The organism is Micromonospora sp. NPDC005299, assembly GCF_042872345.1.
Lineage (GTDB): Bacteria > Actinomycetota > Actinomycetes > Mycobacteriales > Micromonosporaceae > Micromonospora.
In genome coordinates this window covers 143,003-169,438 of sequence record NZ_JBIAKG010000003.1, presented here as the reverse complement: position 1 = coordinate 169,438, position 26,436 = coordinate 143,003, and the positions used below count along the sequence as shown (strand labels likewise).

The 26,436-nt window shown below is 71.1% G+C and carries 25 protein-coding genes; 24 read left to right on the top strand and 1 reads right to left on the bottom strand.

Going from position 1 to position 26,436, the window contains the following annotated elements; translation table 11 throughout:
* Nucleotides 1-76 precede the first annotated feature (76 nt).
* Genes paaA through paaE form a run of 5 tightly spaced genes read left to right on the top strand, consistent with a single transcriptional unit; the run spans nucleotide 77 to nucleotide 3,765 of the window.
* Entirely contained in the window at nucleotides 77-1,141 is a 1,065-nt protein-coding gene (paaA, locus tag ACFYPD_RS10070; RefSeq protein ID WP_387110946.1) for a 1,2-phenylacetyl-CoA epoxidase subunit PaaA, read from the top strand.
* Nucleotides 1,138-1,425 carry a 1,2-phenylacetyl-CoA epoxidase subunit PaaB gene (gene paaB, locus ACFYPD_RS10065; protein WP_091261268.1) on the top strand — a complete coding sequence of 96 codons (288 nt, stop codon included), beginning with the start codon at nucleotides 1,138-1,140 and terminating at the stop codon, nucleotides 1,423-1,425. The genes paaA and paaB overlap by 4 nt, the downstream gene beginning before the upstream one ends.
* Complete coding sequence (gene paaC / locus ACFYPD_RS10060; protein ID WP_387110943.1) at nucleotides 1,422-2,156, top strand: 1,2-phenylacetyl-CoA epoxidase subunit PaaC; 735 nt, start codon at nucleotides 1,422-1,424, stop codon at nucleotides 2,154-2,156. Before paaB ends, paaC begins: the two co-directional genes overlap by 4 nt.
* Nucleotides 2,153-2,632 (top strand): 1,2-phenylacetyl-CoA epoxidase subunit PaaD, encoded by a 480-nt coding sequence (paaD, locus tag ACFYPD_RS10055; RefSeq protein WP_387110940.1) that lies wholly within the window; start codon nucleotides 2,153-2,155, stop codon nucleotides 2,630-2,632. The genes paaC and paaD overlap by 4 nt, the downstream gene beginning before the upstream one ends.
* Nucleotides 2,629-3,765, top strand: coding sequence for a 1,2-phenylacetyl-CoA epoxidase subunit PaaE (gene paaE / locus ACFYPD_RS10050; RefSeq protein WP_387110937.1), 1,137 nt, complete (start codon nucleotides 2,629-2,631; stop codon nucleotides 3,763-3,765). Before paaD ends, paaE begins: the two co-directional genes overlap by 4 nt.
* 55 nt (nucleotides 3,766-3,820) lie before the next feature.
* Here paaE and ACFYPD_RS10045 read toward each other — a convergent pair whose 3' ends face one another.
* Complete coding sequence (locus ACFYPD_RS10045) at nucleotides 3,821-4,351, bottom strand: hypothetical protein (protein ID WP_387110934.1); 531 nt, start codon at nucleotides 4,349-4,351, stop codon at nucleotides 3,821-3,823.
* A 277-nt stretch (nucleotides 4,352-4,628) separates the two neighbouring features.
* Here ACFYPD_RS10045 and mqnC point away from each other — a divergent pair, with 277 nt between their 5' ends.
* From mqnC to nuoN, 19 genes are all read left to right on the top strand, one after another.
* Complete coding sequence (gene mqnC, locus ACFYPD_RS10040) at nucleotides 4,629-5,819, top strand: cyclic dehypoxanthinyl futalosine synthase (protein ID WP_387110931.1); 1,191 nt, start codon at nucleotides 4,629-4,631, stop codon at nucleotides 5,817-5,819.
* A 333-nt stretch (nucleotides 5,820-6,152) separates the two neighbouring features.
* Nucleotides 6,153-7,409, top strand: coding sequence for a cell wall anchor protein (locus tag ACFYPD_RS10035; protein WP_387110930.1), 1,257 nt, complete (start codon nucleotides 6,153-6,155; stop codon nucleotides 7,407-7,409).
* 95 nt (nucleotides 7,410-7,504) lie between these two features.
* On the top strand, nucleotides 7,505-8,215 hold the full coding sequence (locus ACFYPD_RS10030) for a demethylmenaquinone methyltransferase (protein WP_387110928.1): 711 nt from the start codon (nucleotides 7,505-7,507) through the stop codon (nucleotides 8,213-8,215).
* A 76-nt stretch (nucleotides 8,216-8,291) separates the two neighbouring features.
* Nucleotides 8,292-8,510 (top strand): hypothetical protein, encoded by a 219-nt coding sequence (locus ACFYPD_RS10025; RefSeq protein WP_091261244.1) that lies wholly within the window; start codon nucleotides 8,292-8,294, stop codon nucleotides 8,508-8,510.
* Nucleotides 8,511-8,643: 133 nt separating this feature from the next.
* Nucleotides 8,644-9,918 carry a geranylgeranyl reductase family protein gene (locus ACFYPD_RS10020; RefSeq protein WP_387110926.1) on the top strand — a complete coding sequence of 425 codons (1,275 nt, stop codon included), beginning with the start codon at nucleotides 8,644-8,646 and terminating at the stop codon, nucleotides 9,916-9,918.
* Nucleotides 9,919-10,040: 122 nt separating this feature from the next.
* Nucleotides 10,041-10,406: an NADH-quinone oxidoreductase subunit A gene (locus ACFYPD_RS10015; RefSeq protein WP_073834101.1), complete on the top strand. Its 366-nt coding sequence runs from the start codon at nucleotides 10,041-10,043 to the stop codon at nucleotides 10,404-10,406.
* A gap of 14 nt (nucleotides 10,407-10,420) precedes the next feature.
* Nucleotides 10,421-11,098, top strand: a complete 678-nt coding sequence (locus ACFYPD_RS10010) for an NADH-quinone oxidoreductase subunit B family protein (RefSeq protein ID WP_357332497.1) — start codon at nucleotides 10,421-10,423, stop codon at nucleotides 11,096-11,098.
* A 55-nt stretch (nucleotides 11,099-11,153) separates the two neighbouring features.
* A complete protein-coding gene (locus tag ACFYPD_RS10005; protein ID WP_387110923.1) occupies nucleotides 11,154-11,891 on the top strand; it encodes an NADH-quinone oxidoreductase subunit C in 738 nt (245 codons plus the stop codon).
* On the top strand, nucleotides 11,888-13,213 hold the full coding sequence (locus tag ACFYPD_RS10000) for an NADH-quinone oxidoreductase subunit D (RefSeq protein WP_387110920.1): 1,326 nt from the start codon (nucleotides 11,888-11,890) through the stop codon (nucleotides 13,211-13,213). The genes ACFYPD_RS10005 and ACFYPD_RS10000 overlap by 4 nt, the downstream gene beginning before the upstream one ends.
* Nucleotides 13,214-13,268: 55 nt before the next feature.
* Nucleotides 13,269-14,384, top strand: a complete 1,116-nt coding sequence (nuoE, locus tag ACFYPD_RS09995; protein ID WP_387110917.1) for an NADH-quinone oxidoreductase subunit NuoE — start codon at nucleotides 13,269-13,271, stop codon at nucleotides 14,382-14,384.
* Nucleotides 14,381-15,697 carry an NADH-quinone oxidoreductase subunit NuoF gene (gene nuoF, locus ACFYPD_RS09990; protein ID WP_387110914.1) on the top strand — a complete coding sequence of 439 codons (1,317 nt, stop codon included), beginning with the start codon at nucleotides 14,381-14,383 and terminating at the stop codon, nucleotides 15,695-15,697. Before nuoE ends, nuoF begins: the two co-directional genes overlap by 4 nt.
* Complete coding sequence (locus tag ACFYPD_RS09985; protein ID WP_387110911.1) at nucleotides 15,697-18,177, top strand: NADH-quinone oxidoreductase subunit G; 2,481 nt, start codon at nucleotides 15,697-15,699, stop codon at nucleotides 18,175-18,177. The genes nuoF and ACFYPD_RS09985 overlap by 1 nt, the downstream gene beginning before the upstream one ends.
* Nucleotides 18,178-18,238: 61 nt before the next feature.
* Nucleotides 18,239-19,594: an NADH-quinone oxidoreductase subunit NuoH gene (gene nuoH, locus ACFYPD_RS09980; RefSeq protein WP_387110909.1), complete on the top strand. Its 1,356-nt coding sequence runs from the start codon at nucleotides 18,239-18,241 to the stop codon at nucleotides 19,592-19,594.
* 1 nt (nucleotide 19,595) lies between these two features.
* Complete coding sequence (gene nuoI / locus ACFYPD_RS09975) at nucleotides 19,596-20,237, top strand: NADH-quinone oxidoreductase subunit NuoI (protein WP_387110906.1); 642 nt, start codon at nucleotides 19,596-19,598, stop codon at nucleotides 20,235-20,237.
* Nucleotides 20,234-21,004: an NADH-quinone oxidoreductase subunit J gene (locus ACFYPD_RS09970; RefSeq protein WP_387110904.1), complete on the top strand. Its 771-nt coding sequence runs from the start codon at nucleotides 20,234-20,236 to the stop codon at nucleotides 21,002-21,004. Before nuoI ends, ACFYPD_RS09970 begins: the two co-directional genes overlap by 4 nt.
* The gene (gene nuoK, locus ACFYPD_RS09965) at nucleotides 21,001-21,300 is read left to right on the top strand and encodes an NADH-quinone oxidoreductase subunit NuoK (protein WP_073834091.1); all 300 of its coding nucleotides are present in this window, start codon (nucleotides 21,001-21,003) and stop codon (nucleotides 21,298-21,300) included. Before ACFYPD_RS09970 ends, nuoK begins: the two co-directional genes overlap by 4 nt.
* A 10-nt stretch (nucleotides 21,301-21,310) precedes the next feature.
* A complete protein-coding gene (gene nuoL / locus ACFYPD_RS09960; RefSeq protein WP_387110903.1) occupies nucleotides 21,311-23,269 on the top strand; it encodes an NADH-quinone oxidoreductase subunit L in 1,959 nt (652 codons plus the stop codon).
* 64 nt (nucleotides 23,270-23,333) lie between these two features.
* On the top strand, nucleotides 23,334-24,866 hold the full coding sequence (locus ACFYPD_RS09955; protein ID WP_387110901.1) for an NADH-quinone oxidoreductase subunit M: 1,533 nt from the start codon (nucleotides 23,334-23,336) through the stop codon (nucleotides 24,864-24,866).
* Entirely contained in the window at nucleotides 24,863-26,416 is a 1,554-nt protein-coding gene (nuoN, locus tag ACFYPD_RS09950) for an NADH-quinone oxidoreductase subunit NuoN (RefSeq protein ID WP_387110899.1), read from the top strand. Before ACFYPD_RS09955 ends, nuoN begins: the two co-directional genes overlap by 4 nt.
* Nucleotides 26,417-26,436 lie beyond the last annotated feature (20 nt).

Genomic DNA, 26,436 nt, shown 5'->3' with positions numbered 1-26,436 from the left:
GTCGGTGGCAGAAGGTAGGTCCGGAAACCTGTTACACCCTCTGGTGTCATTGGGCGCGAGCTGTAACACTGGCCTCATGTATGGCAACGACTTCGCCCCGCCCGAGGACGGCCCGGGCGGCGGCCTGCTCGGCGAGGTGGAGGCGGCGGAGGCCGCGCTGCGCGAGGCGGCGGCACGCGCGCGGCGCGGCGGACCGGCGCCCGACGAGGACTTCGCGGCGTACTTCACGGACGTGATCGACGCCGACCAGAAGATCGAGCCGCGCGACTGGATGCCGGAGGCGTACCGGAAGACGCTGATCCGGCAGATCGCCCAGCACGCGCACTCCGAGATCATCGGCATGCAGCCGGAGGGGAACTGGATCAGCCGGGCCCCCTCGCTCAAGCGCAAGGCGATCCTGCTGGCCAAGGTGCAGGACGAGGCCGGACACGGTCTCTACCTCTACGCCGCGGCGGAAACGCTCGGCGTCAGCCGGGACGAGCTGGTCGAGCTGCTGATCGACGGCCGGCAGAAGTACAGCTCGATCTTCAACTACCCGACCCTGACCTGGGCCGACGTGGGTGCGATCGGCTGGCTCGTGGACGGCGCGGCGATCGTCAACCAGGTGCCGCTGTGCCGCTGCTCCTACGGCCCCTACGCGCGAGCGATGATCCGGGTCTGCAAGGAGGAGTCGTTCCACCAGCGCCAGGGCTACGAGATCCTGCACACCCTGGGCCACGGCACCCCGGAGCAGAAGGCGATGGCCCAGGACGCGGTGGACCGCTGGTGGTACCCGTCACTGGCCATGTTCGGCCCGCCGGACGGAGACTCGACGCACAGCGCCCAGTCGATGGCCTGGAAGATCAAGCGCTTCTCCAACGACGAGCTGCGCCAGCGCTTCGTCGACATGTGCGTGCAGCAGGCGGAGAGCCTCGGCCTCGCCATCCCCGACCCGGACCTGCGCTGGAACGAGCAGCGGCAGGCCTACGACTACACCCAGCCCGACTACGACGAGCTGATGCAGGTGATCAAGGGCAACGGGCCGTGCAACCGGCAGCGGATGGAGCACCGGCGGCGGGCCCACTCCGACGGCGCCTGGGTGCGGGAGGCCGCCGCGGCGTACGCGGCGAAGCAGCGGAACAAGGAGAAGGTGGCGGCATGAGCACGGACCATTCGCCTCTCTGGGAGGTCTTCGTGCGCGCACGGCGCGGGCTGTCGCACACCCACGTCGGCAGCCTGCACGCCCCCGACGCCGAGCTGGCCCTGCGCAACGCCCGCGACCTCTACACCCGGCGGCAGGAGGGCGTCTCGATCTGGGTGGTGCCGGCGAGCGCGATCACCGCGTCCAGCCCGGACGAGAAGGACGCCTTCTTCGACCCGGCGGCCGACAAGGTCTACCGCCACCCCACCTTCTACGAGGTGCCGGACGGGGTGGCCCACCTGTGAGCGATCGGACCGAGCTGTTCGACTTCACCCTCGCCCTGGGCGACGACGCGCTGATCGCGGCGCAGCGGCTCGGCGAGTGGACCTCCCGTGCGCCGGAGATGGAGGAGGACATCGCGCTGGCCAACATCGCCCTCGACCAGCTCGGCGCGGCCCGCCTCCTGCTGACCTACGCGGGCGAGCTGGAGGACGCCGGCCGGGACGAGGACGCGCTGGCCTACCTGCGCGGCGACCGGGAGTTCCGCAACTGCCTCCTGGTCGAGCTGCCCAACGGCGACTTCGGCGTGACCATGGCGAAGCTGTTCTTCCTGGCCGCCTACCAGCTCCCGCTCTACACCGCGCTGAGCGGGTGCGCCGACGAGCGGCTGGCCGCGATCGGGGCGAAGGCGCGCAAGGAGTCGGCGTACCACCTGGACCACGCCTCGCTCTGGGTGAAGCGGCTCGGCGACGGCACCGAGGAGTCGCACCGGCGCATGCAGGGCGCGGTCGACCAGGTGTGGCCGTACACCCACGAGTTGTTCACCGCGGACCCGGCGGCGCCGGTCGACCCGGCCACCCTGCGGGCCGACTTTGACGCCGTCGTGTCCGCGGTGCTCGACGAGGCCACGCTGACCCGGCCGGCCGACGGCTGGGCACCGGGCGGCGGCCGGGCCGGCGTCCACACCGAACATCTCTCGTACCTGCTGGCCGAGATGCAGGTGCTGCACCGCGCCCACCCGGGAGCTAGCTGGTGACCGATCCCAGGGCGGCCGTGGCGGCGGTGGTGGACCCGGAGATCCGGGTCGTCACCATCGACGAGCTGGGCATCCTGCGGTCCGTCGACGAGGACCCGGGCACCGGCCGGGTCGTCGTCACCATCACCCCCACCTACACCGGCTGCCCGGCGATGGACGTCATCCGGGCGGACATCCGCCGCGCGCTCACGACCGCCGGCCACCCGGACGTCGAGGTCCGCACCGTGTACGCCCCGGCGTGGAGCACCGACTGGATCTCCGAACGCGGCCGGGCCAAGCTGGCCGCCGCCGGCATCGCCCCGCCCGCGCCGGTCGCGCGGGGCGGCGGCGTCGTCCCGCTCACCCTGGCCGTCCGCTGCCCGCGCTGCGGCTCCCCGGAGACCGAGCAGGTCAGCCGGTTCGGCTCCACCGCGTGCAAGGCCCTGTGGCGCTGCCGCTCCTGCTCCGAACCCTTCGACCACCTGAAGGCGCTGTGACTGTCACGATCACCCGACCGGTCCGCCGCCGGCCGGTCTTCCACCCGCTGCCCGTCGCCGCCGTCGACCGGCTCACCGACGACGCCGTGGCGATCACCTTCGCCGTGCCCGAGGAGCTGCGGGAGACGTTCGCGTTCTCCGCCGGGCAGCACCTGACGGTGCGGCTTGCCGGCGGAGGCGGGCCCACCGGCTCCGCCGGTGAAGGCGGGGCGGACGTGCGGCGGTCGTACTCGATCTGCTCGACCCCCGACGAGCTGGCCCGGCACGGCCGGCTGCGGATCGGGGTGCGGGAGGTTCCCGGCGGTGCCTTCTCCGCGTACGCCTGCGGCGCCCTGCGCGGCGGCGACACCGTCGAGGTGCTGCCCCCGCTCGGGCACTTCACCTCCGCGTTCGCCCCGGACCGGGTCCGCCACTACGGCGCGGTGGTCGCCGGCTCCGGTATCACCCCGGTGCTCTCGCTGGTCGCGACCGCGCTGTCCGTCGAGCCGGCCAGCACCTTCACCCTGGTGTACGGCAACCGCACGGCGAACACGGTGATGTTCGCCGAGGAGTTGGCCGACCTGAAGGACCGGTGGCCGACCCGGCTGCACCTGGTGCACGTGCTCTCCCGGGAGATGGGCGAGTCCGCGCTGCTGTCCGGGCGGATCGACACCGACCGGCTGACCCGGCTGCTCGACACCGTCGTCCCCGGCGACGTGATCGAGGAGTGGTTCCTCTGCGGCCCGTACGGGATGGTGGTCGACGCCAAGGCGGTCTTCGCCGACCGGGGCGTGCCCGACTCGGCCGTGCACGCCGAGCTGTTCCACGTCGACGCCCCGCCGGAGCCGATCCGGCGCCCGACCGACGAGCCCGGCACCGGCGCCGAGGTGACGATCGTGCTGGACGGGCGCTCGTCGAACTTCACGATGGGCCGCGACGAGCGGGTGCTGGACGCCGCGCTCAAGGTCCGCGGCGAGCTGCCGTACGCCTGCAAGGGCGGGGTCTGCTCGACCTGCAAGGCCAAGGTGGTCTTCGGCGAGGTGACCATGGCCCGCAACTACGCGCTGGAGCCGGACGAGGTGGCCGCCGGCTACGTCCTCACCTGCCAGTCCAGCCCGGTCACCGACAAGCTCACGGTCGACTACGACGCGTGACGGCACGCCGCGTGCCGGCTGAGCAGGACCGGCACGCGGCGGGCCGAGGGGACCGTCAGCGGTTCGCGCCGAGGCAGAGCAGGAGTTCCTGCGATCCGTCCTTCTCGGTGTAGGCCGCGACCGCGCCGGAGAACCGCTCGCACTGGGCGTCGTCCGTGGTGTCCTCGATCTTGCCGACGACGACGTAGGTGGCCGACTGGTCGCCGCAGTCGACGACGTTGACGAACGGGTCGGTGCTCAGGCCGGAGGCGCTGACGCAGGCACCGACGTCCGCGTAGGACGGGTCGCTGGAGATCGACCAGCCGACGGCGAAGGCGAGCGCCACGGGTATGCCGAGACCCAGCACCGCCGCCCGCCGGAACACCGGCTTGCCCGGCGTCGCGGGCGTGCCCGGAGCGCCCGGCACCGGCCCGCCGAGGCGGCCGAGCCGAACCCGGGTGACGAGGTTCCCGATGAGGACCAGCGGCGTGATGATCATGGAGATGGGGCCCCACCAGCCCTGCCAGAGCGTCTTCGCGCTCAGGTCCCGGCAGAGGGCGATGCCGCACGACCGGCAGAACGGGCCGCGCTGGGTGAGGGTGCGCATGAAGAGGAGGAAGCCCTGGTGCCGTGGAGCGTCCCCTTGATCGCGGGGACCGAGCCGCAGCAGCGGCACGTGAGGGCGGTGCCGGGCCAGGCCGCCGGCTGGGGCGCGGGCGGGACCTGTGGCGGATTGGCGAAGGCTGCGGTCACGATTCTTCCTTGATCGAAGTCTGAGAGCACCGCACGATAAGCCAACTTCAGCGGCTTGGTTGTCCCGCTGGCGGGCCCCTCGCCGAGCACCCCTGGCGGGCTCGGCGCTCCAGCGGCGTACCCTCGGGGACGTGACGGTGAGCCGGGAGATCGACGACATCCTGCAGCGCGGCGCGGACGGCGGGCGGATCACGCCCGAGGAGGCCCTGCTGCTCTACACCGAGGCGCCCTTCCACCCGCTGGGCGAGGCGGCGGACGCGGTGCGCCGGCGGCGCTACCCGGACAACATCGTCACGTACCTGATCGATCGCAACATCAACTACACGAACGTCTGCGTGACGGCGTGCAAGTTCTGCGCCTTCTACCGTGCTCCCAAGCACAAGGAGGGCTGGACCCACCCGACCGAGGAGATCCTGCGCCGCTGCGGCGAGGCGGTCGAGCTGGGCGCCACCCAGGTGATGCTCCAGGGCGGCCACCACCCGGACTACGGCGTGGAGTACTACGAGGAGCTGTTCTCCTCGGTCAAGCAGGCGTACCCGCAGCTCGCGATCCACTCGATCGGCCCGAGCGAGATCCTGCACATGGCCAAGGTCTCCGAGGTGAGCCTGGACGAGGCGATCGCCCGCATCAAGGCCGCCGGGCTGGACTCGATCGCGGGCGCCGGCGCCGAGATGCTGCCGGACCGGCCGCGCCAGGCGATCGCGCCGCTCAAGGAGTCGGGCGCGCGTTGGCTGGAGGTCATGGAGCTGGCGCACCGGCAGGGCCTCGAATCGACCGCGACCATGATGATGGGCACCGGCGAGACCCACGCCGAGCGGATCGAGCACCTGCGGATGATCCGCGACGTGCAGGACCGGACCAGCGGCTTCCGCGCGTTCATCCCGTGGACGTACCAGCCGGAGAACAACCACCTGAAGGGCCGCACCCAGGCGACCACGCTGGAGTACCTGCGCCTGGTCGCGGTGGCCCGGCTCTTCTTCGAGACGGTGCCGCACCTGCAGGCGTCGTGGCTGACCACCGGCAAGGACGTCGGTCAGCTCGCCCTGCACATGGGGGTGGACGACCTCGGCTCGATCATGCTGGAGGAGAACGTCATCTCCTCGGCCGGCGCCCGGCACCGCTCGAACCTGCACGAGCTGATCACGATGATCCGCACCGCGGACCGCATCCCCGCCCAGCGGGACACCCTCTACAACCGGCTCGCCGTGCACCGCACCCCGGCCGACGACCCGAGCGACGACCGGGTGGTCTCGCACTTCTCCTCGATCGCCCTGCCGGGCGGCGGGGTCGGGAAGTCCCTCCCGCTGGTCGAGGTCAACTGACCGCCGGTTCCGTCGACCGAACGGTCGACCCGCGACCGGGTCGCCGACCTGAGAGATAACAGGACGGCGGCGACCAGCGCGACCTCGGCCCGCGCGACCACGCTGCCGGTTACGCTGTCGTCGTCCGCCTGACGGCGTCCTCCATCGGCCCGCGAGGGTCGTTCACATAACGCACAGCAGCAGGGGCGGGATGGTCCACCATCCCGCCCCTGCTGTCTGTGTCTCCGCAGAGGACGGACGAATTCATCGATCAGGTTCTGGCGCGGCGGGACGTCGCTCCGGTAGCGTCCGTGCGTTCCGCAATCATCGGCACGTGCCGTACCCGGGGGATCCATGACCATCACCTACCGCTCATCGCTGGCGCGCGCCGGCGCCGTGGCCCTGCTCGCGGTCGGCGGGCTGAGCGCAATCGGCACTCCGGCCCAGGCGGCCGACCTGCCCGACCTCGTCCTCGCCCCGATCAGCACCAACCTGGCCAAGGGCGTCGAGGCCGCCCAGGCCAAGCCGTTCAAGTTCACCGTCACCAACGTCGGCACGGCCGAGGCGAAGGATGTGACCGTCCGGGTCAAGGTCGACGACCTCAAGCTGAACCGCGTGGGCTACCTGGTGCCGGACGGCTGCCGGGTCGTCTCCAGCCAGTTCTACGACTGCCTGCTGGGTGACCTGCCCGCCGGCACCAGCGAGGACTTCGGCATCCCGCTGTTCAGCACCGGCGGCAAGGGCGACGGCGGTGTGCTGACCGCCGGCGTGAGCACCCGCACCCCCCAGCCGAACACGGCCGACGACATCGTCGAGGTGCCGATCCAGGTCACCCGGCCGGGCTACGACCTCACCGCTTGGGTGCAGGACATCCAGGACAACGTGGTGGTCGACGGTGCCGGGCAGGCCGAGCCTGACCTGAAGCCGGTCCGACGTGGCGTGACGGTGCCGCTGGACTGGGCGGTCTACAACGACGGCAGCCGTCCGGCCACCGGCGTCTTCTACGGCCTCACCCTGCCGGCCGGAGTCGACTTCGTGGACCTGCCCGAGGGCTGCCTGCGGCAGGAAATCCTGGGCAAGGCCCAGGCGCTCTGCGAGGACGACGGGGCGGTGATCCAGCCGGGTCAGTACTACACCGCGGACGTCACGGTCCGGGTCGGCACCCAGGTCACCGAGCCGGTGCTGCACGAGGGCGACCTCTTCGCGTACGGGTTGGACGCTGCCGAGGGTGCCCCGGACGAGGCGCCCAAGGCCGCCGGCACGGCACAGCGGCGCGCCTTCGCCGAGGTCGACGAGTTGGACAACCACACCATCTTCGAGGCCTTTGTGGACCTGTCGGCCGAGCCCACCCCGGACCCGACCGGCACGCCGCAGCCCACCCCGACCGGCACGGGCGCGCCCGGCCCGACCGGCCAGCCGAGCGTGACCGCGAGCCCGGGCGGTGGCAGTGGCGGCGGTGCCGGCGGCGGTCTGCCGGTGACCGGTGTGCAGGTCGGGCTCATCGGTGGGGTCGGCGCGGCCATCCTGCTGGCCGGCGGGGCGCTGCTGGTGCTCTCCCGCCGCCGGAAGGTGGTCCTGGTCACCCCGACCGACGAGCGGACCGAGGACTGACCGAGCTGGACAGCGACGGGGCGGGGTGGGTGACCACCCCGCCCTTTCGCGTACCCGGGAGGAGTCGGGCGCGGGCCGGCTGGCAGAGTGGAGACGTGAGCCGTACCCCGCAGGGCCAGCGCGCCAGCCTGGACAAGCAGCCGCACGAGGTCGCCGCGATGTTCGACGGCGTGGCCGCCCGCTACGACCTGACCAACACCGTGCTCTCCTTCGGACAGGACCGGCTCTGGCGGCGGGCCACCCGGGCGGCGCTCGGGCTGCGTCCCGGCGAGCGGGTGCTGGACGTGGGCGCCGGCACCGGCGTCTCGACCGAGGAGCTGGCCCACTCCGGGGCGTACGCGGTGGGCGCGGACCTGTCGCTCGGCATGCTGCACGCCGGCAAGCGCACCCGGCCGGAGGTGCCGCTGCTGGCCGGGGACGCCCTGCGGCTGCCCTTCGCCGACGCGAGCTTCGACGCGGTCACCATCTCCTTCGCGCTGCGCAACGTCAACGACACCGACGCGGCGCTGCGTGAGCTGGCCCGGGTCACCCGGCCGGGCGGCCGGCTGGTGGTCTGCGAGTTCAGCACCCCGGTCAACCCGGCGTTCCGCACCGTCTACCTGTCGTACCTGATGCGGTCGCTGCCGGCGGTGGCGCGCGCGGTGTCGAGCAACCCCGACGCGTACGTCTACCTCGCCGAGTCGATCCGGGTCTGGCCGGACCAGGCGGCGCTGGCCGCGCGGATCGGCGCGGCCGGCTGGGGCCGGGTGGCCTGGCGCAACCTGACCGGTGGCGTCGTGGCGCTGCACCGCGCGACCCGGGAGTGACGCCCGGGCCGGCGCCGAAACCGGCCTTTTCGTGAATATCCGTTTTAGGTCTACTTTGTCCCGTAGGCTCGCCCCCATGACGGGACCAGACCAGGCGACCACCGACGACGACGCGGCCGAACTGATCGCCCAGCTCCGGGAGTTGGCCGGCGCGGATCCCGCCGACGTCCGCCAGGTGGTCGCCGAGGTGCTGGCCGCGCTCGACCGCGCGGCCGGCGGCGCGCTGCGCGATCACCTGCCGGAGGCGATCCGGCTCGACGCCGGCCTGGGACCCGCCACCGCCGCCCGCTCCTGACCGCCGGACGGACTCACGCCGGCCTGTTTCCGCGAGTTAGGCCCCCCTCAGCGCATACAGGTGTAACGCCGGTCATAGACTCCAACCCGATCGGCTTGTGAAGCATTTCACGAGCATGCGGGAGGAGGCGCGGATGACCGCGGTGGAGAACGACGCCGACGTCATCGTCGTGGGCGCCGGTCCCGGAGGATCGGCGACGGCGTACCACCTGGCGCGGCACGGCGTACGCGTGCTGCTGCTGGAAAAGACCGAATTTCCCCGTGAGAAGGTCTGCGGCGACGGGCTCACGCCCCGGGCCGTGCGGCAGCTCATCCGGATGGGCGTGGACACCTCGCCCGAGGCCGGCTGGCTGCGCAACAAGGGCCTCCGGGTGATCGGCGGCGGGGTACGCCTGGAACTGGACTGGCCCGACCTGGCCAGCTTCCCCAACTACGGCCTGGTCCGGACCCGGCTCGACTTCGACGACCTGCTCGCCCAGCGGGCCGTTGCCGCCGGGGCGAAGCTGCGGACCAGCGTCAACGTCCTGGCTCCGGTGCTCGACGCCGACGACCGGGTCATCGGGGTGCAGGCCGAGGTGGGCCCGGACAAGGAGCCGGCCAGCTTCCACGCGCCGCTGGTGGTCGCCGCCGACGGCGTCTCCGGCCGCTTCCCCCTCGCCCTCGGGCTGGCCAAGCGGGAGGACCGGCCGATCGGCGTGGCGGTCCGCCGCTACTACCGCTCACCCGCCAAGCACGACGACGACTACCTGGAGTCCTGGCTGGAGCTGCGGGCCAAGGGCAACGACGCGCTGCTGCCCGGCTACGGCTGGATCTTCGGCCTCGGCGACGGCCGGGTGAACGTCGGCCTGGGCGTGCTCAACTCCTCCTCGGCCTTCGGCAAGACGAACTACCGGCGGCTGCTCACCGACTGGCTGGCCAACACCCCCGAGGACTGGGGGATGACCGACGAGGCCAACGCGGAGGGCCCGATCCTCGGCGCCGCGCTGCCCATGGGCTTCAACCGGGTCCCGCACTACACCCGGGGGGTCCTGCTGGTCGGCGACTCCGGCGGCATGGTGAACCCGTTCAACGGCGAGGGCATCGCGTACGCGATGGAGTCCGGCGAGCTGGCCGCCGAGGTGGCGGTGCAGGCGCTCGCGCGGCCGGCCGGCGCGGAGCGGGAGCGGGCCCTGCTGGCGTACCCGCAGGAGTTGAAGGCCCGCTTCGGCGGCTACTACCGGCTCGGCGGGATCTTCGTGAAGCTCATCGGCCGGCCCGAGGTCATGCGGATGGCCACCAAGCACGGCATGCCGCACCCGATGCTCATGCGCTTCGTGCTCAAGCTGCTGGCCAACCTCACCGACCCCCGGGGCGGGGACGCCATGGACCGGGTCATCAACGCGATGACGAGGGTGGCACCCGCCGTGTAGACCACCGGTCCCGGACCCCGGGACCGACAAAGATCGACCCCCGCCGTCGAGGTCGTGAGGGACGTGAATAGTGTGATTTTCGCCAACCACCGAGGTCAGGGAAGGACGAGCAGGAGATAACGATGACGCTCTCTCCTTACGCACCGATCATCGGGCTGTTCGCCCTCGCCGCGGGGTTCGCGCTGTTCTCCGTGGCCGCCGCCCGATTCGCCGGCCCCCGGCGTCTGAACAAGGCCAAGCTCGAGGCGTACGAGTGCGGCATCGAACCGAGCCCGCAGCCGGTCGGCGGCGGCCGGTTCCCGATCAAGTTCTACCTGACGGCGATGCTCTTCATCGTCTTCGACATCGAGATCATCTTCCTCTACCCCTGGGCGGTCTCCTTCGACGCCCTGCCGATCTTCGGCTTCGTGGAGATGGTCCTGTTCATCGTCGCGGTCTTCGTCGCCTACGCCTATGTCTGGCGGCGCGGCGGCCTGGACTGGGACTGAGGGAGGTACGTCAGATGGGCATCGAGGAGAAGCTCCCGGCCGGCGTCCTGCTCACCTCCGTGGAGAAGCTGGTCAACTGGTCGCGGAAGTCGTCCGTCTGGGGCGCCACCTTCGGCCTGGCCTGCTGTGCCATCGAGATGATGGCCGCCGGTGGTCCGCACTACGACATGGGCCGGTGGGGCATGGAGGTCTTCCGGGCCTCGCCCCGGCAGGCGGACCTGATGATCGTGGCCGGCCGGGTGAGCCAGAAGATGGCCCCGGTGCTGCGCCAGATCTACGACCAGATGGCCGAGCCCCGCTGGGTCATCTCGATGGGCGTCTGCGCCAGCAGCGGCGGCATGTTCAACAACTACGCCATCGTGCAGGGCGTCGACCACATCGTGCCGGTCGACATGTACCTCCCGGGCTGCCCGCCCCGGCCCGAGATGCTCATCGACGCGGTGCTCAAGCTCCGCGAGAAGATCATGTACGAGCCGCTGGGCCCGAACGGCCGCAAGATGCTGGAGGCCCGCAAGGAGCGCGGTGACGTGCCCGTCGTGCCCTACGGCTCGATGCCGTCGTCGTACCGCAACGACAAGGCCCGGCGCGCCGAGTGGACGAAGGCGGTCCGCGAGGGGCGCGAGGAGCAGCTGCGGATCGAGAACTGGATGAAGGCGCAGAACCACCTCCAGTCGCAGGGGGGCCCAAAGTGAGCGCGAGGAGTGCAGCGAAGCGGAGCCCCGCAGTCGCGAACGGAGGGCAGGCGCGGTGACGGCACCGAACGACAAGAACAACGACGGCGGCGTGCCGGTCCCGACGACCCCGGCCGGCGCCAGCAGCACCGCCCCGGCGGAGTACCCGCCGGCCAGCCCGGCCGGGCGCGGCATGTTCGGCAACCAGGGCAGCGGCGACGTCTCCGGCTTCGGCGGCCTGGTCCGTCAGCGCAAGCCGATCGAGGAGGCCACCCGGCCGTACGGGGGCTACTTCGACGAGGTCCGCGACGCGCTGGAGGAGGCGTACCCCGCGTTCGGCGACGCGATCGAGAAGGTCGTGGTCGACCGGGGCGAGCTGACCCTGCACGTCCGCCCGGAGCGGATCGCCGAGGTCTGCCAGGTGATGCGCGACGACCTGGCGCTCCGCTTCGAACTCTGTTCCTCGGTGTCCGGGGTGGACTACCTGGGCGCCGACGAGCGCCGGCTGCACGTCATCTACCAGCTCACCTCGATGACCTACCGGCGGCGCGTCCGGCTGGAGGCCGCGGTCTCCGCCGAGGACCCGCACCTGCCGAGCGTCACCGGCATCTACCCGACCGCCGACTGGCAGGAGCGGGAGACGTACGACATGTTCGGCATCGTCTTCGACGGCCACCCCAACCTGACCCGGATCCTCATGCCGGACGACTGGGAGGGGCACCCGCAGCGCAAGGACTACCCCCTCGGCGGCGTGCCCGTCGAGTACAAGGGTGCGGAGATCCCGCCGCCGGACCGGAGGAGGTCCTACCAGTGACGACGTCGAACTACGCGACCGAGCGCGAGACCACCGAGGGCAAGGTCTTCACCGTCACCGGTGGGGACTGGGACCAGGTCGTCTCCGGCACCGACCCGATCAACGACGAGCGGATCGTCGTCAACATGGGTCCGCAGCACCCGTCCACGCACGGCGTGCTGCGGCTGATCCTGGAGCTGGAGGGCGAGACGGTCCGCGAGGCCCGCTCGGTCATCGGCTACCTGCACACGGGCATCGAGAAGAACCTCGAATACCGGAACTGGGTCCAGGGCTCGACCTTCGTGACCCGGATGGACTACCTCTCCCCACTGTTCAACGAGACGGCGTACGCGCTCGCGGTGGAGAAGCTGCTCGGCATCACCGACGAGGTGACCGAGCGGGCCACCACCATCCGGGTGCTGATGATGGAGCTCAACCGGATCTCGTCGCACCTGGTCTGGCTGGCCACCACCGGCATGGAGCTGGGCGCGATCAACATGATGTTGTACGGCTTCCGCGAGCGGGAGTACATCCTCGACATCTTCGAGACCATCACCGGCCTGCGCATGAACCACGCGTACGTGCGGCCGGGCGGCGTGGCGCAGGACGTGCCGGACGAGGCGATCGTCAAGATCCGCGACTTCCTCAAGCTGATGCCGAAGAAGCTCAAGGAGTACGAGGACCTGCTCTCCGGCCAGCCGATCTGGATCGAGCGGACGAAGAACGTGGCGGTCCTCGACGTGACCGCCTGCCTCGCGCTCGGGGTGACCGGTCCGGTGCTGCGCTCCGCCGGCCTCGCCTGGGACCTGCGTAAGACCATGCCGTACTGCGGCTACGAGACGTACGAGTTCGACGTCCCGACCCACACCGACGGCGATGTCTGGGGCCGCTACCTGGTCCGGCTGGCCGAGATCCGGGAGTCGTTGAAGCTGGTCGAGCAGGCCCTCGACCGGCTCAAGCCGGGCCCGGTGATGGTGGCCGACCGCAAGATCGCCTGGCCGGCGCAGCTCGCCATCGGCGTCGACGGCATGGGCAACTCGCTGGAGCACGTCGCCAAGATCATGGGTCAGTCGATGGAGTCGCTGATCCACCACTTCAAGCTCGTCACCGAGGGCTTCCGGGTCCCGCCGGGCCAGGTGTACGTCGGCATCGAGTCGCCCCGCGGCGAGCTGGGCGTGCACGCGGTCTCGGACGGTGGCACCCGGCCCTACCGGGTGCACTACCGGGAACCGAGCTTCGTCAACCTCCAGGCCCTCCCGGCGATGGCCGAGGGTGGCCTGATCGCCGACGTGATCGCCGGCGGCGCCTCGCTGGACCCCGTGATGGGGGGGTGTGACCGGTGAGCGCGAGGAGCGCAGCGCAGCGGAGCACCGCAGTCGCGAACGAAGGGCGGCTCTGATGACCGTTTTCACTGAAGAGACCCGGGAGCGGGCGCGGGAGATCATCGCCCGGTACCCGGCGGACCGGTCCCGCTCGGCGCTGCTGCCGCTGCTGCACCTGGTCCAGTCCGAGGAGGGTTACGTCTCCCCGGCCGGGGTCGAGTTCTGCGCCGAGGTGCTCGGCCTGAACAAGGCCCAGGTCGGCGCGGTCGCCACCTTCTACACCATGTACAAGCGCAAGCCGACCGGTGACTACCTGGTCAGCGTCTGCACCAACACGATGTGCAACGTGCTCGGCGGCCAGGAGGTCTACGACACCCTCGCCGAGCACCTGGGCGTCGGGCACGACGAGACCACCGCGGACGGCAGGATCACCCTGGAGCACGCCGAGTGCCTGGCGGCGTGCGACTACGGCCCGGTCATGACGGTCAACTACGACTTCTTCGACAACGTCGACCCGCAGGGCGCGCTCGGCGTGGTGGAGGAGCTGCGGGCCGGCGGGCGGCCGATGCCGACCCGGGGCGCCCGGCTCTGCACCCTCAAGGAGATGGCCGTTCAGCTCGCCGGCTTCGCCGACGAGCGGGACGGCGCGGTGGGCGACGGCGGTCCGGGCGAGCCGACCCTGCGCGGCCTGCGCCTGGCCGAGCAGCACGGCATCTCGGTGCCGGGCTTCGACCCGAACACCCCGATCCGCAGCAAGGCCGAGGCCGACAAGGCCGCCGCCGAGGCGAAGGCCCGGGCCGAGGCCGCCAAGCCCGCCCCGACGGCCGGGAACGCCGGCGCGGGCGAGCCGGCCCGACCCGCGGCCGCCACCGGCAGCACCGCGCCGGACGTGAAGGCGCCGGACGACAAGTCGCCGCAGGTGCGTACCGCCGAGACTCGGCAGCCCGACGCGGGCACCGCGGTGGCGGACGCCCCCGGCACCAAGGTCCCGACGGACACCACCGCGCCGGCGCCCCGCGACGCGCAGGCGGCGGAGTCCGCGGGCGCGGCGGCCAACCCGCCGGCCGGTGACGGCAAGCCCGCCGGCGACGAGGCCGGGGCGCAGCAGCGCAACCTCAAGGAAGCGGAGGCCGGGGCGGGCGCCAACGGCGCGGGCCCGGCCGTCGCGAGCGAAACGGGGGTCCAGAAGTGACCGCTCCTCGGCCGGAGACGCTGGCCAAGCTGACGCCGGTGCTCACCAAGCGCTGGCTGTCGCCGGACGCCTGGCGGATCGGCACCTACGAGAAGCTGGACGGCTACGCCGCCCTGCGCAAGGCGCTCAAGGCGCACCCGGACGACCTGATCCAGCTGATCAAGGACTCGGGGCTGCGCGGCCGCGGCGGCGCGGGCTTCCCGACCGGTCTCAAGTGGGGGTTCATCCCGCAGGGCGACGGCAAGCCGCACTACCTGGTGGTGAACGCCGACGAGGGCGAGCCGGGCACCTGCAAGGACCTGCCGCTGATGACCCACGACCCGCACTCGCTGGTCGAGGGCGTCATCATCGCCTCGTACGCGATCCGCGCCAACCGGGCGTACATCTACATCCGGGGCGAGGCCGTGCACGCCGCCCGCCGCCTGCGCAACGCTGTGCAGGAGGCGTACGCCAAGGGCTACCTCGGCCGGAACATCCAGGGCAGCGGCTTCGACCTCGACCTGGTGGTGCACTCCGGCGCCGGGGCGTACATCTGCGGCGAGGAGACCGCGCTGCTGGACTCGCTGGAGGGCTTCCGGGGCCAGCCCCGGCTGCGCCCGCCGTTCCCGGCGACCCACGGCCTGTACGCCAGCCCGACCGTGGTGAACAACGTCGGCACCATCGCCAGCGTGCCGTACATCGTGCTGGGCGGCGCCGACTGGTGGAAGACCATGGGTACGGAGAAGTCGTCCGGCCCGATGATCTACTCGCTCTCCGGCCGGATCGCCAACCCGGGCCAGTTCGAGTGCTCGATGGGGATCACGCTGCGCGAGCTCATCGAGCTGGCCGGCGGCATGCAGCCCGGGCACACCCTGAAGTTCTGGACCCCGGGCGGCTCGTCGACGCCGCTGCTCACCGCCGAGCACCTGGACGTGCCGCTGGACTTCGAGGGGGTGGCGGCGGCCGGCTCGATCCTGGGCACCACGGCCACGCAGATCTTCTCCGACCAGGACTGCCCGGTGTACGCGACCTACCGGTGGCTGGAGTTCTACCACCACGAGTCGTGCGGCAAGTGCACCCCGTGCCGCGAGGGCAACTACTGGATGGTCCGGGTCTACCGGCGGATCCTCGCCGGCCAGGGCACCCACGAGGACCTGGACACCCTGCTCGACACCTGCGACAACATCCTCGGCCGTTCGTTCTGCGGTCTGGGTGACGGTGCGACCAGTCCGGTGACCTCGTCGCTGAAGTACTTCAAGCAGGACTACCTCGACTACATCGAGGGACGTACCGCGCCGAAGCTCTCCGAGAAGCAGCTGGTGGGAGCCCACTGATGACCGACGTAGCCAAGCAGACCGAGACCGTCACCCTGACCATCGACGGCGTCCAGGTCACCGCCCCCAAGGGGGCGCTGCTGATCCGGGTCGCCGAGCAGTTGGGCACCGAGATCCCGCGGTTCTGCGACCACCCGCTGCTGGCCCCGGCCGGCGCCTGCCGGCAGTGCCTGGTGGAGGTGGAGGGCCAGCGCAAGCCAGTCGCCTCCTGCACCCAGACGGTGGCCGACGGCATGGTGGTCCGGACGCAGCTCACCTCGCCGGTCGCCAAGAAGGCCCAGGAGGGGGTGATGGAGCTGCTGCTCCTCAACCACCCCCTGGACTGCCCGATGTGCGACAAGGGCGGCGAGTGCCCGCTGCAGAACCAGGCCATGTCCACCGGCCGCACGGACTCGCGGTTCCACGAGCACAAGCGGGAGTACCCGAAGCCGCTGCCGATCAGCACCCAGGTGCTGCTCGACCGCGAGCGGTGCGTGCTCTGCCAGCGCTGCACCCGGTTCTCCGAGGAGATCGCCGGCGACAAGTTCATCGACCTGATGGGCCGGTCGTCCGCCGAGGAGATCAACATCTACCGGGACGACGCGTACGGGGAGGAGGGTGACGCGGGCGACGTCCCGTTCAACTCCTACTTCTCCGGCAACACCGTGCAGATCTGCCCGGTGGGCGCGCTGACCGGCGCGCAGTACCGGTTCCGGGCCCGCCCGTTCGACCTGGTCTCCACCCCCAGTGCCTGTGAGCACTGCGCGGCCGGCTGCGCCCAGCGCACCGACTGGCGGCGCGGCAAGGTGCAGCGCCGGCTGGCCGGCGACGACCCGGCCGTGAACGAGGAGTGGAACTGCGACAAGGGCCGCTGGGGCTTCCAGTACGCCCGCGCGTTCGACCGGCTCACCACCCCGCTGGTGCGGGACGACAAGACCGGTGAGCTGCGCGAGGCGTCCTGGAGCGAGGCGCTGACCCGGGCCGCCGACGGGCTGCGTGCCGCCCGGGACGGCGGGCAGGGCACGGCGGTGCTGACCGGCGGCCGGCTCACCGTCGAGGACGCCTACGCGTACGGGAAGTTCGCCCGCGTCGCGCTGCACACCAACGACATCGACTTCCGGGCCCGCCCGGTCTCCCGCGAGGAGGCCGACTTCCTGGCCAGCAGCGTCGCCGGGGTCACCGACGTGACCTACGCGGACGTGGAGAACGCGCCCGCGGTGGTGCTGGTCGGCCTGGAGCCGGAGGAGGAGTGCCCGATCCTCTTCCTGCGGCTGCGCAAGGCGTACCTGAAGAAGAAGCTCACCGTGTACGCGCTCGCGCCGTTCGCGACCCGCGGCCTGGAGAAGCTCGGGGCCAAGCTGGCCCGGGTGATGCCGGGCGAGGAGGCCAGCGTGCTGGCCGAGCACGCCACGGTGACCGAGGCCCTGAGCCAGCCGGGCGCTGTCCTGATCGTCGGCGAGCGGCTGGGCGCGGTGCCCGGCGGCCTCTCCGCCGCGGCGGACGTGGCCCGGCGCACCGGGGCCAAGCTGGCCTGGGTGCCGCGGCGCGCGGGCGACCGCGGCGCGGTCGACGCGGGGTGCCTGCCCAACCTGCTCCCCGGTGGCCGCGTGGTCACCGAGCCGGCCGCCCGCGCCGAGCTGGGCGAGGCGTGGGACATCCCGGCCGGGGTGATCCCGAGCCAGGCCGGCCGGGACACCGACGGCATCCTCACCGCCACGGCCAACGGTCAGGTCGGCGCCCTCGTGGTGGCCGGCGTCGACCCGGCCGACCTGGCCGACCCGCGCCTGGCCGAGCAGGCCCTGGACGCGGTGCCGTTCCTGGTCAGCCTGGAGCTGCGGATGAGCGCGGTGGCCCGCCGGGCCGACGTGGTCTTCCCGGTCGCCCCGGTGGTCGAGAAGGCCGGCAGCTTCCTCGACTGGGAGGGCCGGCTGCGCACCTTCGAGAAGGTGCTGGACACCGGCGCGATGACCGACGGCCGGGTGCTCGACGCGATCGCCGCGCAGCTCGACGTGCGGCTCGGCACCGGCGACGTGCAGAGCGTCCGCCGGGAGCTGGGCGGGCTGCCGCCGACCCGGGTGGACCGGCCGTCCGCCCCGTCGGTCGAGCCGGCCGCCGTGCCCCAGCCCGGCGCCGGTGAGGCCGTGCTGGCGACCTGGCACCAGCTCCTCGACCTGGGCAGCCTCACCGACGGCGACGAGCACCTCGCCGGCACCGCCCGCCCACCGGTGGTCCGGCTGGGCAAGGGCACCGCCGAGGCGCTCGGCGTCGCGGACGGTGACCCGGTGACCGTCGGCACCGACCGCGGCGCGGTCACCCTGCCGACCGCGATCACCGAGATGCTGGACGGCGTCGTCTGGCTGCCGACCAACTCACCCGGCTCGACCGTCCGGCGCAGCCTCGGCGCGACGTCCGGCGAGGTCGTGAAGGTCTCCGCCGCGGCGATCGCCGCGGGCGCGGCCGGCCGTCCGGGTCCGCTCCTCAACACCGGGAGTGCCCAGTGAGCGCGAGGAGTGAACGAGCGGAGCGAGTGAGCCCCGCAGTCGCGAACGAAAGGTGGGTGCAGTGAACACCGTCATCCTCGCGGCGCAGGACCCGACGCTGGCCGACTTCGGCAAGGACCCGTGGTGGCTGGTCCTCGGCAAGATCGTCTTCGCGTTCGTCTTCGGCCTGCTGGCCACGCTGCTCGGCGTCTGGTTCGAGCGCCGGGTGGTCGGCCGCATGGCGGTGCGGCCCGGCCCGAACCAGGTCGGCCCGTTCGGCCTGCTGCAGACCCTCGCCGACGGTCTGAAGATGGCCTTCAAGGAGGACATCCTCCCGCGGACGGCCGACAAGGTGGTCTTCTTCTTCGCCCCGACCATCTCGGTGATCTGCGCGGTCACCTCGCTGTCGGTGGTGCCGTTCGGCCCGATGGTCAGCATCTTCGGCCACCACACGCCGCTGCAGGTCACCGACGTGTCGGTGGCGGTGCTGGTGATCCTCGCCTGCTCCTCGATGGGCATCTACGGCATCGTGCTCGGCGGTTGGGCCTCCGGCTCGACGTACCCGCTGCTCGGCGGCCTGCGGTCCAGCGCCCAGATGATCTCGTACGAGGTCGCCATGGGACTGAGCATCGTGGCGGTGTTCATGACCGCCGGCACGATGTCGACCAGCGGGATCGTCGCCGCGCAGGGGGACGCCACCGAGCTGACCATCGCCGGCCAGCAGGTCCCGGCCCCCGGCTGGTACGCGATCCTGCTGCTGCCCAGCTTCATCATCTTCTTCATCGCCATGGTCGGCGAGACCAACCGGGCGCCGTTCGACCTGCCCGAGGCGGAGTCGGAGCTGGTCGCGGGCTTCATGACCGAGTACAGCTCGCTCAAGTTCGCGCTCTTCATGCTCTCCGAGTACGTCTCGATGGTGACCATGTCCGCGGTCACCACCACGCTCTTCCTCGGTGGCTGGCGGGCACCCTGGCCGATCACCCTCTGGGCGGGCGCCAACTCGGGTTGGTGGCCGATGCTCTGGTTCTTCGGCAAGGTCATCATCCTGGTCTTCGTCTTCGTCTGGCTGCGGGGCACCCTGCCCCGGCTCCGCTACGACCAGTTCATGCGCTTCGGCTGGAAGGTCCTGCTGCCGATCAACCTGGTCTGGATCCTGGTGCTGAGCGGCCTCCGCTCGATCGAGGACTGGCAGACCAAGGACCGGCTGCTCGCCACCGGCATCGGCGCGGGCGTGCTCCTGCTGGCCACGCTCTTCTGGCCGAGCCGGAAGAAGGCGCCGAAGCCGCCGCTCCAGGAGCAGGTGAACAGCCGTCCACACGGCAGCTTCCCGCTGCCGCCGATGGATCTTCAGGTTCCGCCGAGCCCGCGCACCAAGCGCGTGGTCGCCGAGCGGGAGCCGGCCAACGTCGTCGCCGGCTCCGAGTCAGGGGAGGTGTGACGTGGGCGCGATCACCGGAACGTTCAAGGGCTTCGGGGTCACCTTCTCGCACATGTTCAGGAAGGTCGTCACCACCGACTACCCGTTCAAGCCGCCGGTCTCGGCGCCGCGCTACCACGGGCGGCACATCCTCAACCGGCACCCGGACGGGCTGGAGAAGTGCATCGGCTGCGAGCTGTGCGCGTGGGCCTGCCCGGCGGACGCGATCTACGTGGAGGGTGGCGACAACTCCGAGGAGCAGCGCTTCTCCCCGGGTGAGCGGTACGCCAGCGTCTACCAGATCAACTACGCCCGGTGCATCTTCTGCGGGCTCTGCATCGAGGCCTGCCCGACCCGCTCGCTCACCATGAGCAACGAGTACGAGCTGGCCCGGGACAACCGGCAGGACCTGATCTTCACGAAGGAGCAGCTGCTCGCGCCGCTGCTGCCGGGCATGGAGCAGCCGCCGCACCCGATGCGGCTGGGCGACAGCGAGAAGGACTACTACGTCGGCGGGCTGACCAACCCGGGCACCTCGGCCGGCGCGGAGCACTCGCCGATGGGCCCGGGCCGGTACCAGGTGGAGGAGCACCCCGGCGTGACCTTCCCCGGCGCCGAGCAGGCCGCGCAGCGGGCCGAGGCGGGCAAGGGAGCAGGGGCATGACCAGTCAGACGGTGCTCGCCGCGGCGGGCCAGGTGTCCGGGGGTGAGGAGGTCACCTTCTGGATCCTCGCCCCGCTGGCCCTGATCGGGGCCCTCGGCATGGTCTGGGCGCGCAACGCGGTGCACTCGGCGCTCTGGCTGGTGCTGACCATGCTCTGCCTGGGCGTGTTCTACGTCCTCCAGGCCGGACCGTTCATCGGCATGGTGCAGATCATCGTCTACACCGGCGCGATCATGATGCTGTTCCTGTTCGTGCTGATGCTCGTCGGCCGGGACGCCTCCGACTCGCTCATCGAGACGCTGCGCGGCCAGCGGGTCGCCGCCGTGGTGCTCGGGCTCGGCTTCGCCGGCCTGGTCGGCTCCGGGCTCTACCGGGCGCTGGAGGGCGTGCAGGCGGCCGGCCTGGACCAGCCGAACGCCGAGGGCAACGTGCAGGGCATCGCCCGGCTGCTCTTCACCAAGTACGTCTTCGCCTTCGAGCTGACCTCCGCGCTGCTCATCACGGCCGCGGTGGGCGCGATGGTGCTGGCGCACGTGGAGCGGCGCAAGGAGGACCGGATGGACCAGGTCGCCACCATGAAGGCCCGGTTCCGCCCCGGCAACTACCCCGGCCCGAAGCCCGGACCGGGCGTCTTCGCCACGTCGTCCTCGGTGGCCACCCCGGCCCGCCTGCCCGACGGCCGGCTGACCGACCGCAGCATCCCGGCGATCCTGCCGGTGCGCGAGCTGACGGCCGAGGAGACCTCGTTGAAGGGGACCGACAAATGACCCCGGACTACTACCTGATCCTCGCGGCGGTGCTGTTCACCATCGGCGCCGTCGGCGTGCTGATCCGGCGCAACGCGATCGTGCTGTTCATGTGCGTCGAGCTGATGCTCAACGCGGCCAACCTGACGCTGGTCACGTTCAGCCGCATCAACGGCGACCTGAACGGCCAGATCATGGCGTTCTTCGTGATGGTGGTGGCCGCGGCCGAGGTCGTGGTCGGGCTCGCCATCATCATGTCGATCTTCCGGACCCGGCGCTCGGCGAGCGTCGACGACGCCAACCTGCTGAAGTACTGAGGGGCTCGTGGTGGAAGAGATTCTGACGTACGCCCAGGCCGAACCGGCCGGAACCGTCGCCTTCGCGACGGCAGATGGGCTTCTGGGCAGTGTCTGGCTGCTGGTGGCCATCCCGCTGGTGAGCGCGGCGATCCTGCTGCTGCTCGGCAAGCGGGCGGACCGCTGGGGTCACTGGCTGGGCGTGGCGGCCATCGGGGCCGCGTTCGTGCTCGGTCTGACCTACTTCTTCCAGCTCCGTGGGCTGGAGAACAAGCAGGTCGAGCAGAGCCTCTGGCAGTTCATCACGGTCGGCGACCTCAAGGTGGACTTCGGTCTGCTCTTCGACCCGCTGGCCGCGGTCTTCGTGCTGCTGATCACCGGGGTGGGTTTCCTGATTCACCTCTACGCGGTCGAGTACATGGCGCACGACGAGGGCCGGCGGCGGTTCTTCGGGTACTTCAACCTGTTCGTCGCCGCGATGCTGCTGCTGGTGCTCGGCAACAACTACGTGATGCTCTACTTCGGCTGGGAGGGCGTCGGTCTGGCGTCGTACCTGCTGATCTCCTTCTGGTACGGCCGGCCGAGCGCGGCCACCGCCGGCAAGAAGGCGTTCCTGATGAACCGGGTCGGCGACGCCGGCCTGGCCATCGGCATCTTCGTCATGTTCGCCATGCTGGGCACCACCCAGTACGACGAGGTCTTCAACGGCGTCGGCGCGCTGAGCAGCACGACCGTGCTGGTGCTCGGCCTGCTGCTCCTGCTCGGCGCGACGGGCAAGTCCGGCCAGTTCCCGCTCCAGGCGTGGCTGCCGGACGCCATGGAGGGCCCGACCCCGGTTTCCGCGCTCATCCACGCGGCGACCATGGTCACCGCGGGCGTCTACCTGATCGCCCGCTCCAACCCGATCTTCTCGGCCGACCACACCCTCCAGCTCGTGGTGGTCAGCGTCGGCGCGGTCACCCTGCTGATGGGCTGCGTCATCGGCGCGGCCAAGGACGACATCAAGCGGGTGCTGGCCTGGTCCACGGTGAGCCAGATCGGCTACATGTTCCTGGGCGTCGGCCTGGGCGGCGCGGCGTACGCGCTGGCCATCGTGCACCTGCTGGCGCACGGCTTCTTCAAGGCCAACATGTTCCTCGGCGCCGGCTCGGTCATGCACGGCATGAACGACCAGGTGGACATCCGGCGCTTCGGCAACCTGTCGAAGTACATGAAGGTCACCTGGCTGACCTTCATGATGGGCTGGCTCGCCATCATCGGCATCCCGCCGCTCTCCGGCTACTTCTCGAAGGAGCCGATCATCGCGGCCGCTTTCGAGCGGGAGGGCTGGACGGCCTGGCTCTTCGGCCTGGCCGCGCTGCTCGGCGCCGGGCTCACCGCGTTCTACATGACCCGGCTCTTCGTGCTCACCTTCCACGGCCCGAAGCGGTGGACCGAGGACATCGAGCACCCGCACGAGTCGCCGAAGCTGATGACCGTCCCGCTGATCCTGCTGGCGATCGGCTCGGTGGCTGCCGGTGGCCTGATGGCCACCACCGTGCCGGACTGGCTGGAGGCGACCGCTGGCCTCGGCGGTGAGCACGCGGAGCACGCCCCGGTCCTCGCGCACTGGCTGATCACCGCGCTCTCGGTGCTGGTGACCGTGCTCGGCGCCGGGCTGGCCTGGTTCCTGTTCCGCAACGGCACGGCCACCGAGCCGCAGCCGGCCGGCGTGCTGGTCACCGCCGCCCGCCGGAACCTCTACACGGACGCCGTCAACGAGGCGGTCTTCGAGAAGCCGGGCATCTTCCTCACCCGGGCGCTGGTCTTCCTCGACAACCGGGGCGTCGACGGGCTGGTCAACGGCCTCGCCGCCGCGGTGGGCGGGGGCTCGGGCCGGCTCCGGCGGCTGCAGACCGGTTTCGTGCGGTCATACGCGACCTCGATCCTCACCGGCGCGCTGCTCGTGGTGGCGGCCTTCCTGGCGGTGCAGGCGGGGTGGCTGGCGTGATCGACCTCAACGCGGCCGCCCCCGCCGGCGGGCCACGCAGTCACGACGGAGGTAAGGCCGAATAATGTCCAACTTCCCGTTCCTCTCGGTGCTGACCGTGGCACCGCTGGTCGGCGCCCTGGTGGTGGCCCTGTTGCCGCGGCGCAACCCGGACCTGGCCAAGCTCGTGGCGTTCGGCTGGTCGCTGCTGGTGCTGGTGCTCTCGGTGGCCATGTGGATCGCCTTCCAGGCCGACGGTGACCGGTTCCAGTTCCGCGAGTCGTACGCGTGGATCCCGAACTGGGGCGTCAACTTCACCTTCGAGGTGGACGGCATCGCGCTGGTCATGCTGATGCTCATCGCGATCCTGGTGCCGCTGGTGATCCTGGCGTCGTGGCACGACGCCGAGTCGTCCAAGCGCTCGGTGCCGGTCTACTTCGCGCTGCTGCTCGTCCTCGAGTGCACGATGATCGGCGTCTTCGCCGCCGCCGACGTCTTCCTGTTCTACGTGTTCTTCGAGGTCATGCTGGTGCCGATGTACTTCCTCATCGGCAGCTACGGCGGCCACCAGCGGCAGTACGCGGCGGTCAAGTTCTTCCTCTACTCCCTGGTCGGCGGCCTGTTCATGCTGGCCGCGGTGATCGGCCTCTGGGTGGTCGGCGGGAAGACCTTCGACTGGCAGGCGCTCAGCCAGGCCGAGTTCGCCACCGACACGGCCCGCTGGCTGTTCCTCGGCTTCTTCCTCGCGTTCGCGATCAAGGCGCCGTTCTTCCCGTTCCACACCTGGCTGCCGGACGCCGGTGGCGCGGCTCCGGCCGGCGCGGCGGCACTGCTGGTCGGCGTGCTGGACAAGGTCGGCACCTTCGGGATCCTGCGGTACTGCCTGCCGCTCTTCCCCGAGGCGTCGCGGTGGTTCGCCCCGTGGGCGCTGGCGCTCGGCGTGATCGGCATCATCTACGCCGCGCTGCTGGCGGTCGGGCAGAACGACCTCAAGCGGCTGGTGTCGTACACCTCGATCGCGCACTTCGGGTTCATCGGGGTCGGCATCTTCGCCTTCACCACCCAGGCCGGCACGGGCGCGGTGCTCTACATGCTCAACCACGGCCTGGCCACCGGCCTGCTCTTCCTCGTGGTGGGCATGCTGATCGCCCGCCGGGGCTCGGCGCTGATCAGCGACTTCGGCGGCGCGGGCAAGCTGGTGCCGGTGCTCGCCGGGGTGCTCTTCTTTGCCGGTCTCGCCTCGCTGGCGCTGCCGGGTACCGCGCCGTTCGTCTCCGAGTTCCTGGTGCTGATCGGCACGTTCACCACGAACAAGCCGGTCGCGGTGATCGCCACGCTCGGCATCATCCTGGCCGCGGCCTACGTGCTGTGGATGGTGCAGCGCACCACCCAGGGCACCCTCAACCCGGCCCTGACCGAGGTCGACGGCATGCGCCGGGACCTCAGCCTGCGCGAGAAGATCGTGGTCGCTCCGCTGATCGCGCTGATCGTGCTGCTCGGCTTCTATCCCAAGCCGGTCACCGATGTCATCAACCCCGCCGTCCAGGCGACCATGCAGGACGTCGGCAAGACCGATCCCGCCCCTGAGGTCGGCAGCGTCCAGGAGGCCGCGAAGTGAGTGAACTGAAGCTGCCGTCGATCGACTACGCGGCGCTCGCTCCCATCCTGATCATGCTGGGCGCCGCCCTGGTCGGCGTCCTGGTCGAGGCGTTCGTGCCGCGCCGCCTGCGCAACGCGGTGCAGCTCACGCTCGCCCTGCTGGCCGTGCTCGCCGCACTGACCATGGTGATCCTGAACGCCGACGACCGGCTGATCACCGCCGGCCGGGCCATCGCCGTGGACGGGCCGACGCTCTTCCTCCAGGGCGCCATCCTGATCCTGGCCGCCATGGCGCTGCTGCTCGTCGGCGAGCGCACGGTGGAGCGGGGCGGGGCCTTCGTGGCCCAGGCCGCGGTCACCGCCGAGTCCGACGACGACCGACGGCAGGCCGACGGGATGGGCGGCGCCACCGAGGTGTACCCGCTGGTCACCTTCGCGATCGGCGGCATGCTGACCTTCGTGGCGGCGAACGACCTGCTGACCATGTTCATCGCGCTCGAGGTCTTCTCGCTGCCGCTCTACCTGCTCTGCGCGCTGGCCCGCCGCCGGCGGCTGCTCAGCCAGGAGGCCGCGCTGAAGTACTTCATGCTCGGCGCGTACGCCTCGGCGTTCTTCCTCTTCGGCGTGGCCCTCATCTACGGCTTCACCTCCGGGATCCCGAACCGCGGTGCCGGCGTCGACTTCGCCACCGTGCACGCCGCGGTGACCGAGTCCTCGTCCAGCCCGGTGCTGCTCTTCGCCGGCATGGCGCTGCTCGCCATCGGCCTGCTCTTCAAGGCCGCCGCCGCCCCGTTCCACGTCTGGACCCCGGACGTCTACCAGGGCGCGCCCACTCCGGTGACCGGCTTCATGGCCGCCTGCACCAAGGTCGCCGCGTTCGGCGCCCTGCTGCGGGTCTTCCACGTCGCGTTCGCCGGCGCCTCCTGGGACTTCACCCCGGTGCTCGGCGCGGTGGCCGTGCTGACCATGCTGGTCGGCGCGGTGCTGGCGGTCACCCAGACGGACATCAAGCGGCTGCTGGCGTACTCGTCGATCGCGAACGCCGGCTACCTCCTGGTGGGCGTGCTGGCGCCCAGCAAGGAGGGGCTCTCCGGCACGATGTTCTACCTGGTCGCGTACGGCTTCTCGGTGCTCGCCGCGTTCGCCGTGGTGACCCTGGTCCGGGACGCCGACGGGGAGGCCACCCACCTGTCCCGCTGGGCCGGGCTGGGCCGCCGGTCGCCGTTCTTCGCGGCGATCTTCACGTTCATCCTGCTGGCCTTCGCCGGTATCCCGCTCACCAGCGGGTTCACCAGCAAGTTCGCCGTCTTCGCCCCGGCGCTGGACGCGAACCAGGCCTGGCTGGTGATCGCCGGCGTGCTGACCAGCATGGTGCTGGCCTTCCCGTACCTGCGGGTCGTGGTGATGATGTGGCTCTCCGAGCCGGGCGACGCCACCCCGACGGTCACCGTGCCGGGCGCGCTCACCTCGGCCGCCCTGGTCATCGGCGTGCTCGCCACGCTGGTCCTGGGGGTCGCCCCGGCGCCCCTGCTCGACCTGGCCAACGGTGCCGCCGAATTCGTGCGATGACCCTGGTTCCCTCCGGGGGC

Bases quoted from the DNA above. Each gene is read 5' to 3' on its own strand.
- paaA (WP_387110946.1), top strand. From the start codon at position 77: ATGTATGGCAACGACTTCGCCCCGCCCGAGGACGGCCCGGGCGGCGGC.
- paaB (WP_091261268.1), top strand. From the start codon at position 1,138: ATGAGCACGGACCATTCGCCTCTCTGGGAGGTCTTCGTGCGCGCACGG.
- ACFYPD_RS10045 (WP_387110934.1), bottom strand. From the start codon at position 4,351: ATGCGCACCCTCACCCAGCGCGGCCCGTTCTGCCGGTCGTGCGGCATC.
- ACFYPD_RS10035 (WP_387110930.1), top strand. From the start codon at position 6,153: ATGACCATCACCTACCGCTCATCGCTGGCGCGCGCCGGCGCCGTGGCC.
- ACFYPD_RS10025 (WP_091261244.1), top strand. From the start codon at position 8,292: ATGACGGGACCAGACCAGGCGACCACCGACGACGACGCGGCCGAACTG.
- ACFYPD_RS10020 (WP_387110926.1), top strand. From the start codon at position 8,644: ATGACCGCGGTGGAGAACGACGCCGACGTCATCGTCGTGGGCGCCGGT.
- ACFYPD_RS10015 (WP_073834101.1), top strand. From the start codon at position 10,041: ATGACGCTCTCTCCTTACGCACCGATCATCGGGCTGTTCGCCCTCGCC.
- ACFYPD_RS10010 (WP_357332497.1), top strand. From the start codon at position 10,421: ATGGGCATCGAGGAGAAGCTCCCGGCCGGCGTCCTGCTCACCTCCGTG.
- nuoE (WP_387110917.1), top strand. From the start codon at position 13,269: ATGACCGTTTTCACTGAAGAGACCCGGGAGCGGGCGCGGGAGATCATC.
- ACFYPD_RS09985 (WP_387110911.1), top strand. From the start codon at position 15,697: ATGACCGACGTAGCCAAGCAGACCGAGACCGTCACCCTGACCATCGAC.
- ACFYPD_RS09970 (WP_387110904.1), top strand. From the start codon at position 20,234: ATGACCAGTCAGACGGTGCTCGCCGCGGCGGGCCAGGTGTCCGGGGGT.
- nuoK (WP_073834091.1), top strand. From the start codon at position 21,001: ATGACCCCGGACTACTACCTGATCCTCGCGGCGGTGCTGTTCACCATC.
- ACFYPD_RS09955 (WP_387110901.1), top strand. From the start codon at position 23,334: ATGTCCAACTTCCCGTTCCTCTCGGTGCTGACCGTGGCACCGCTGGTC.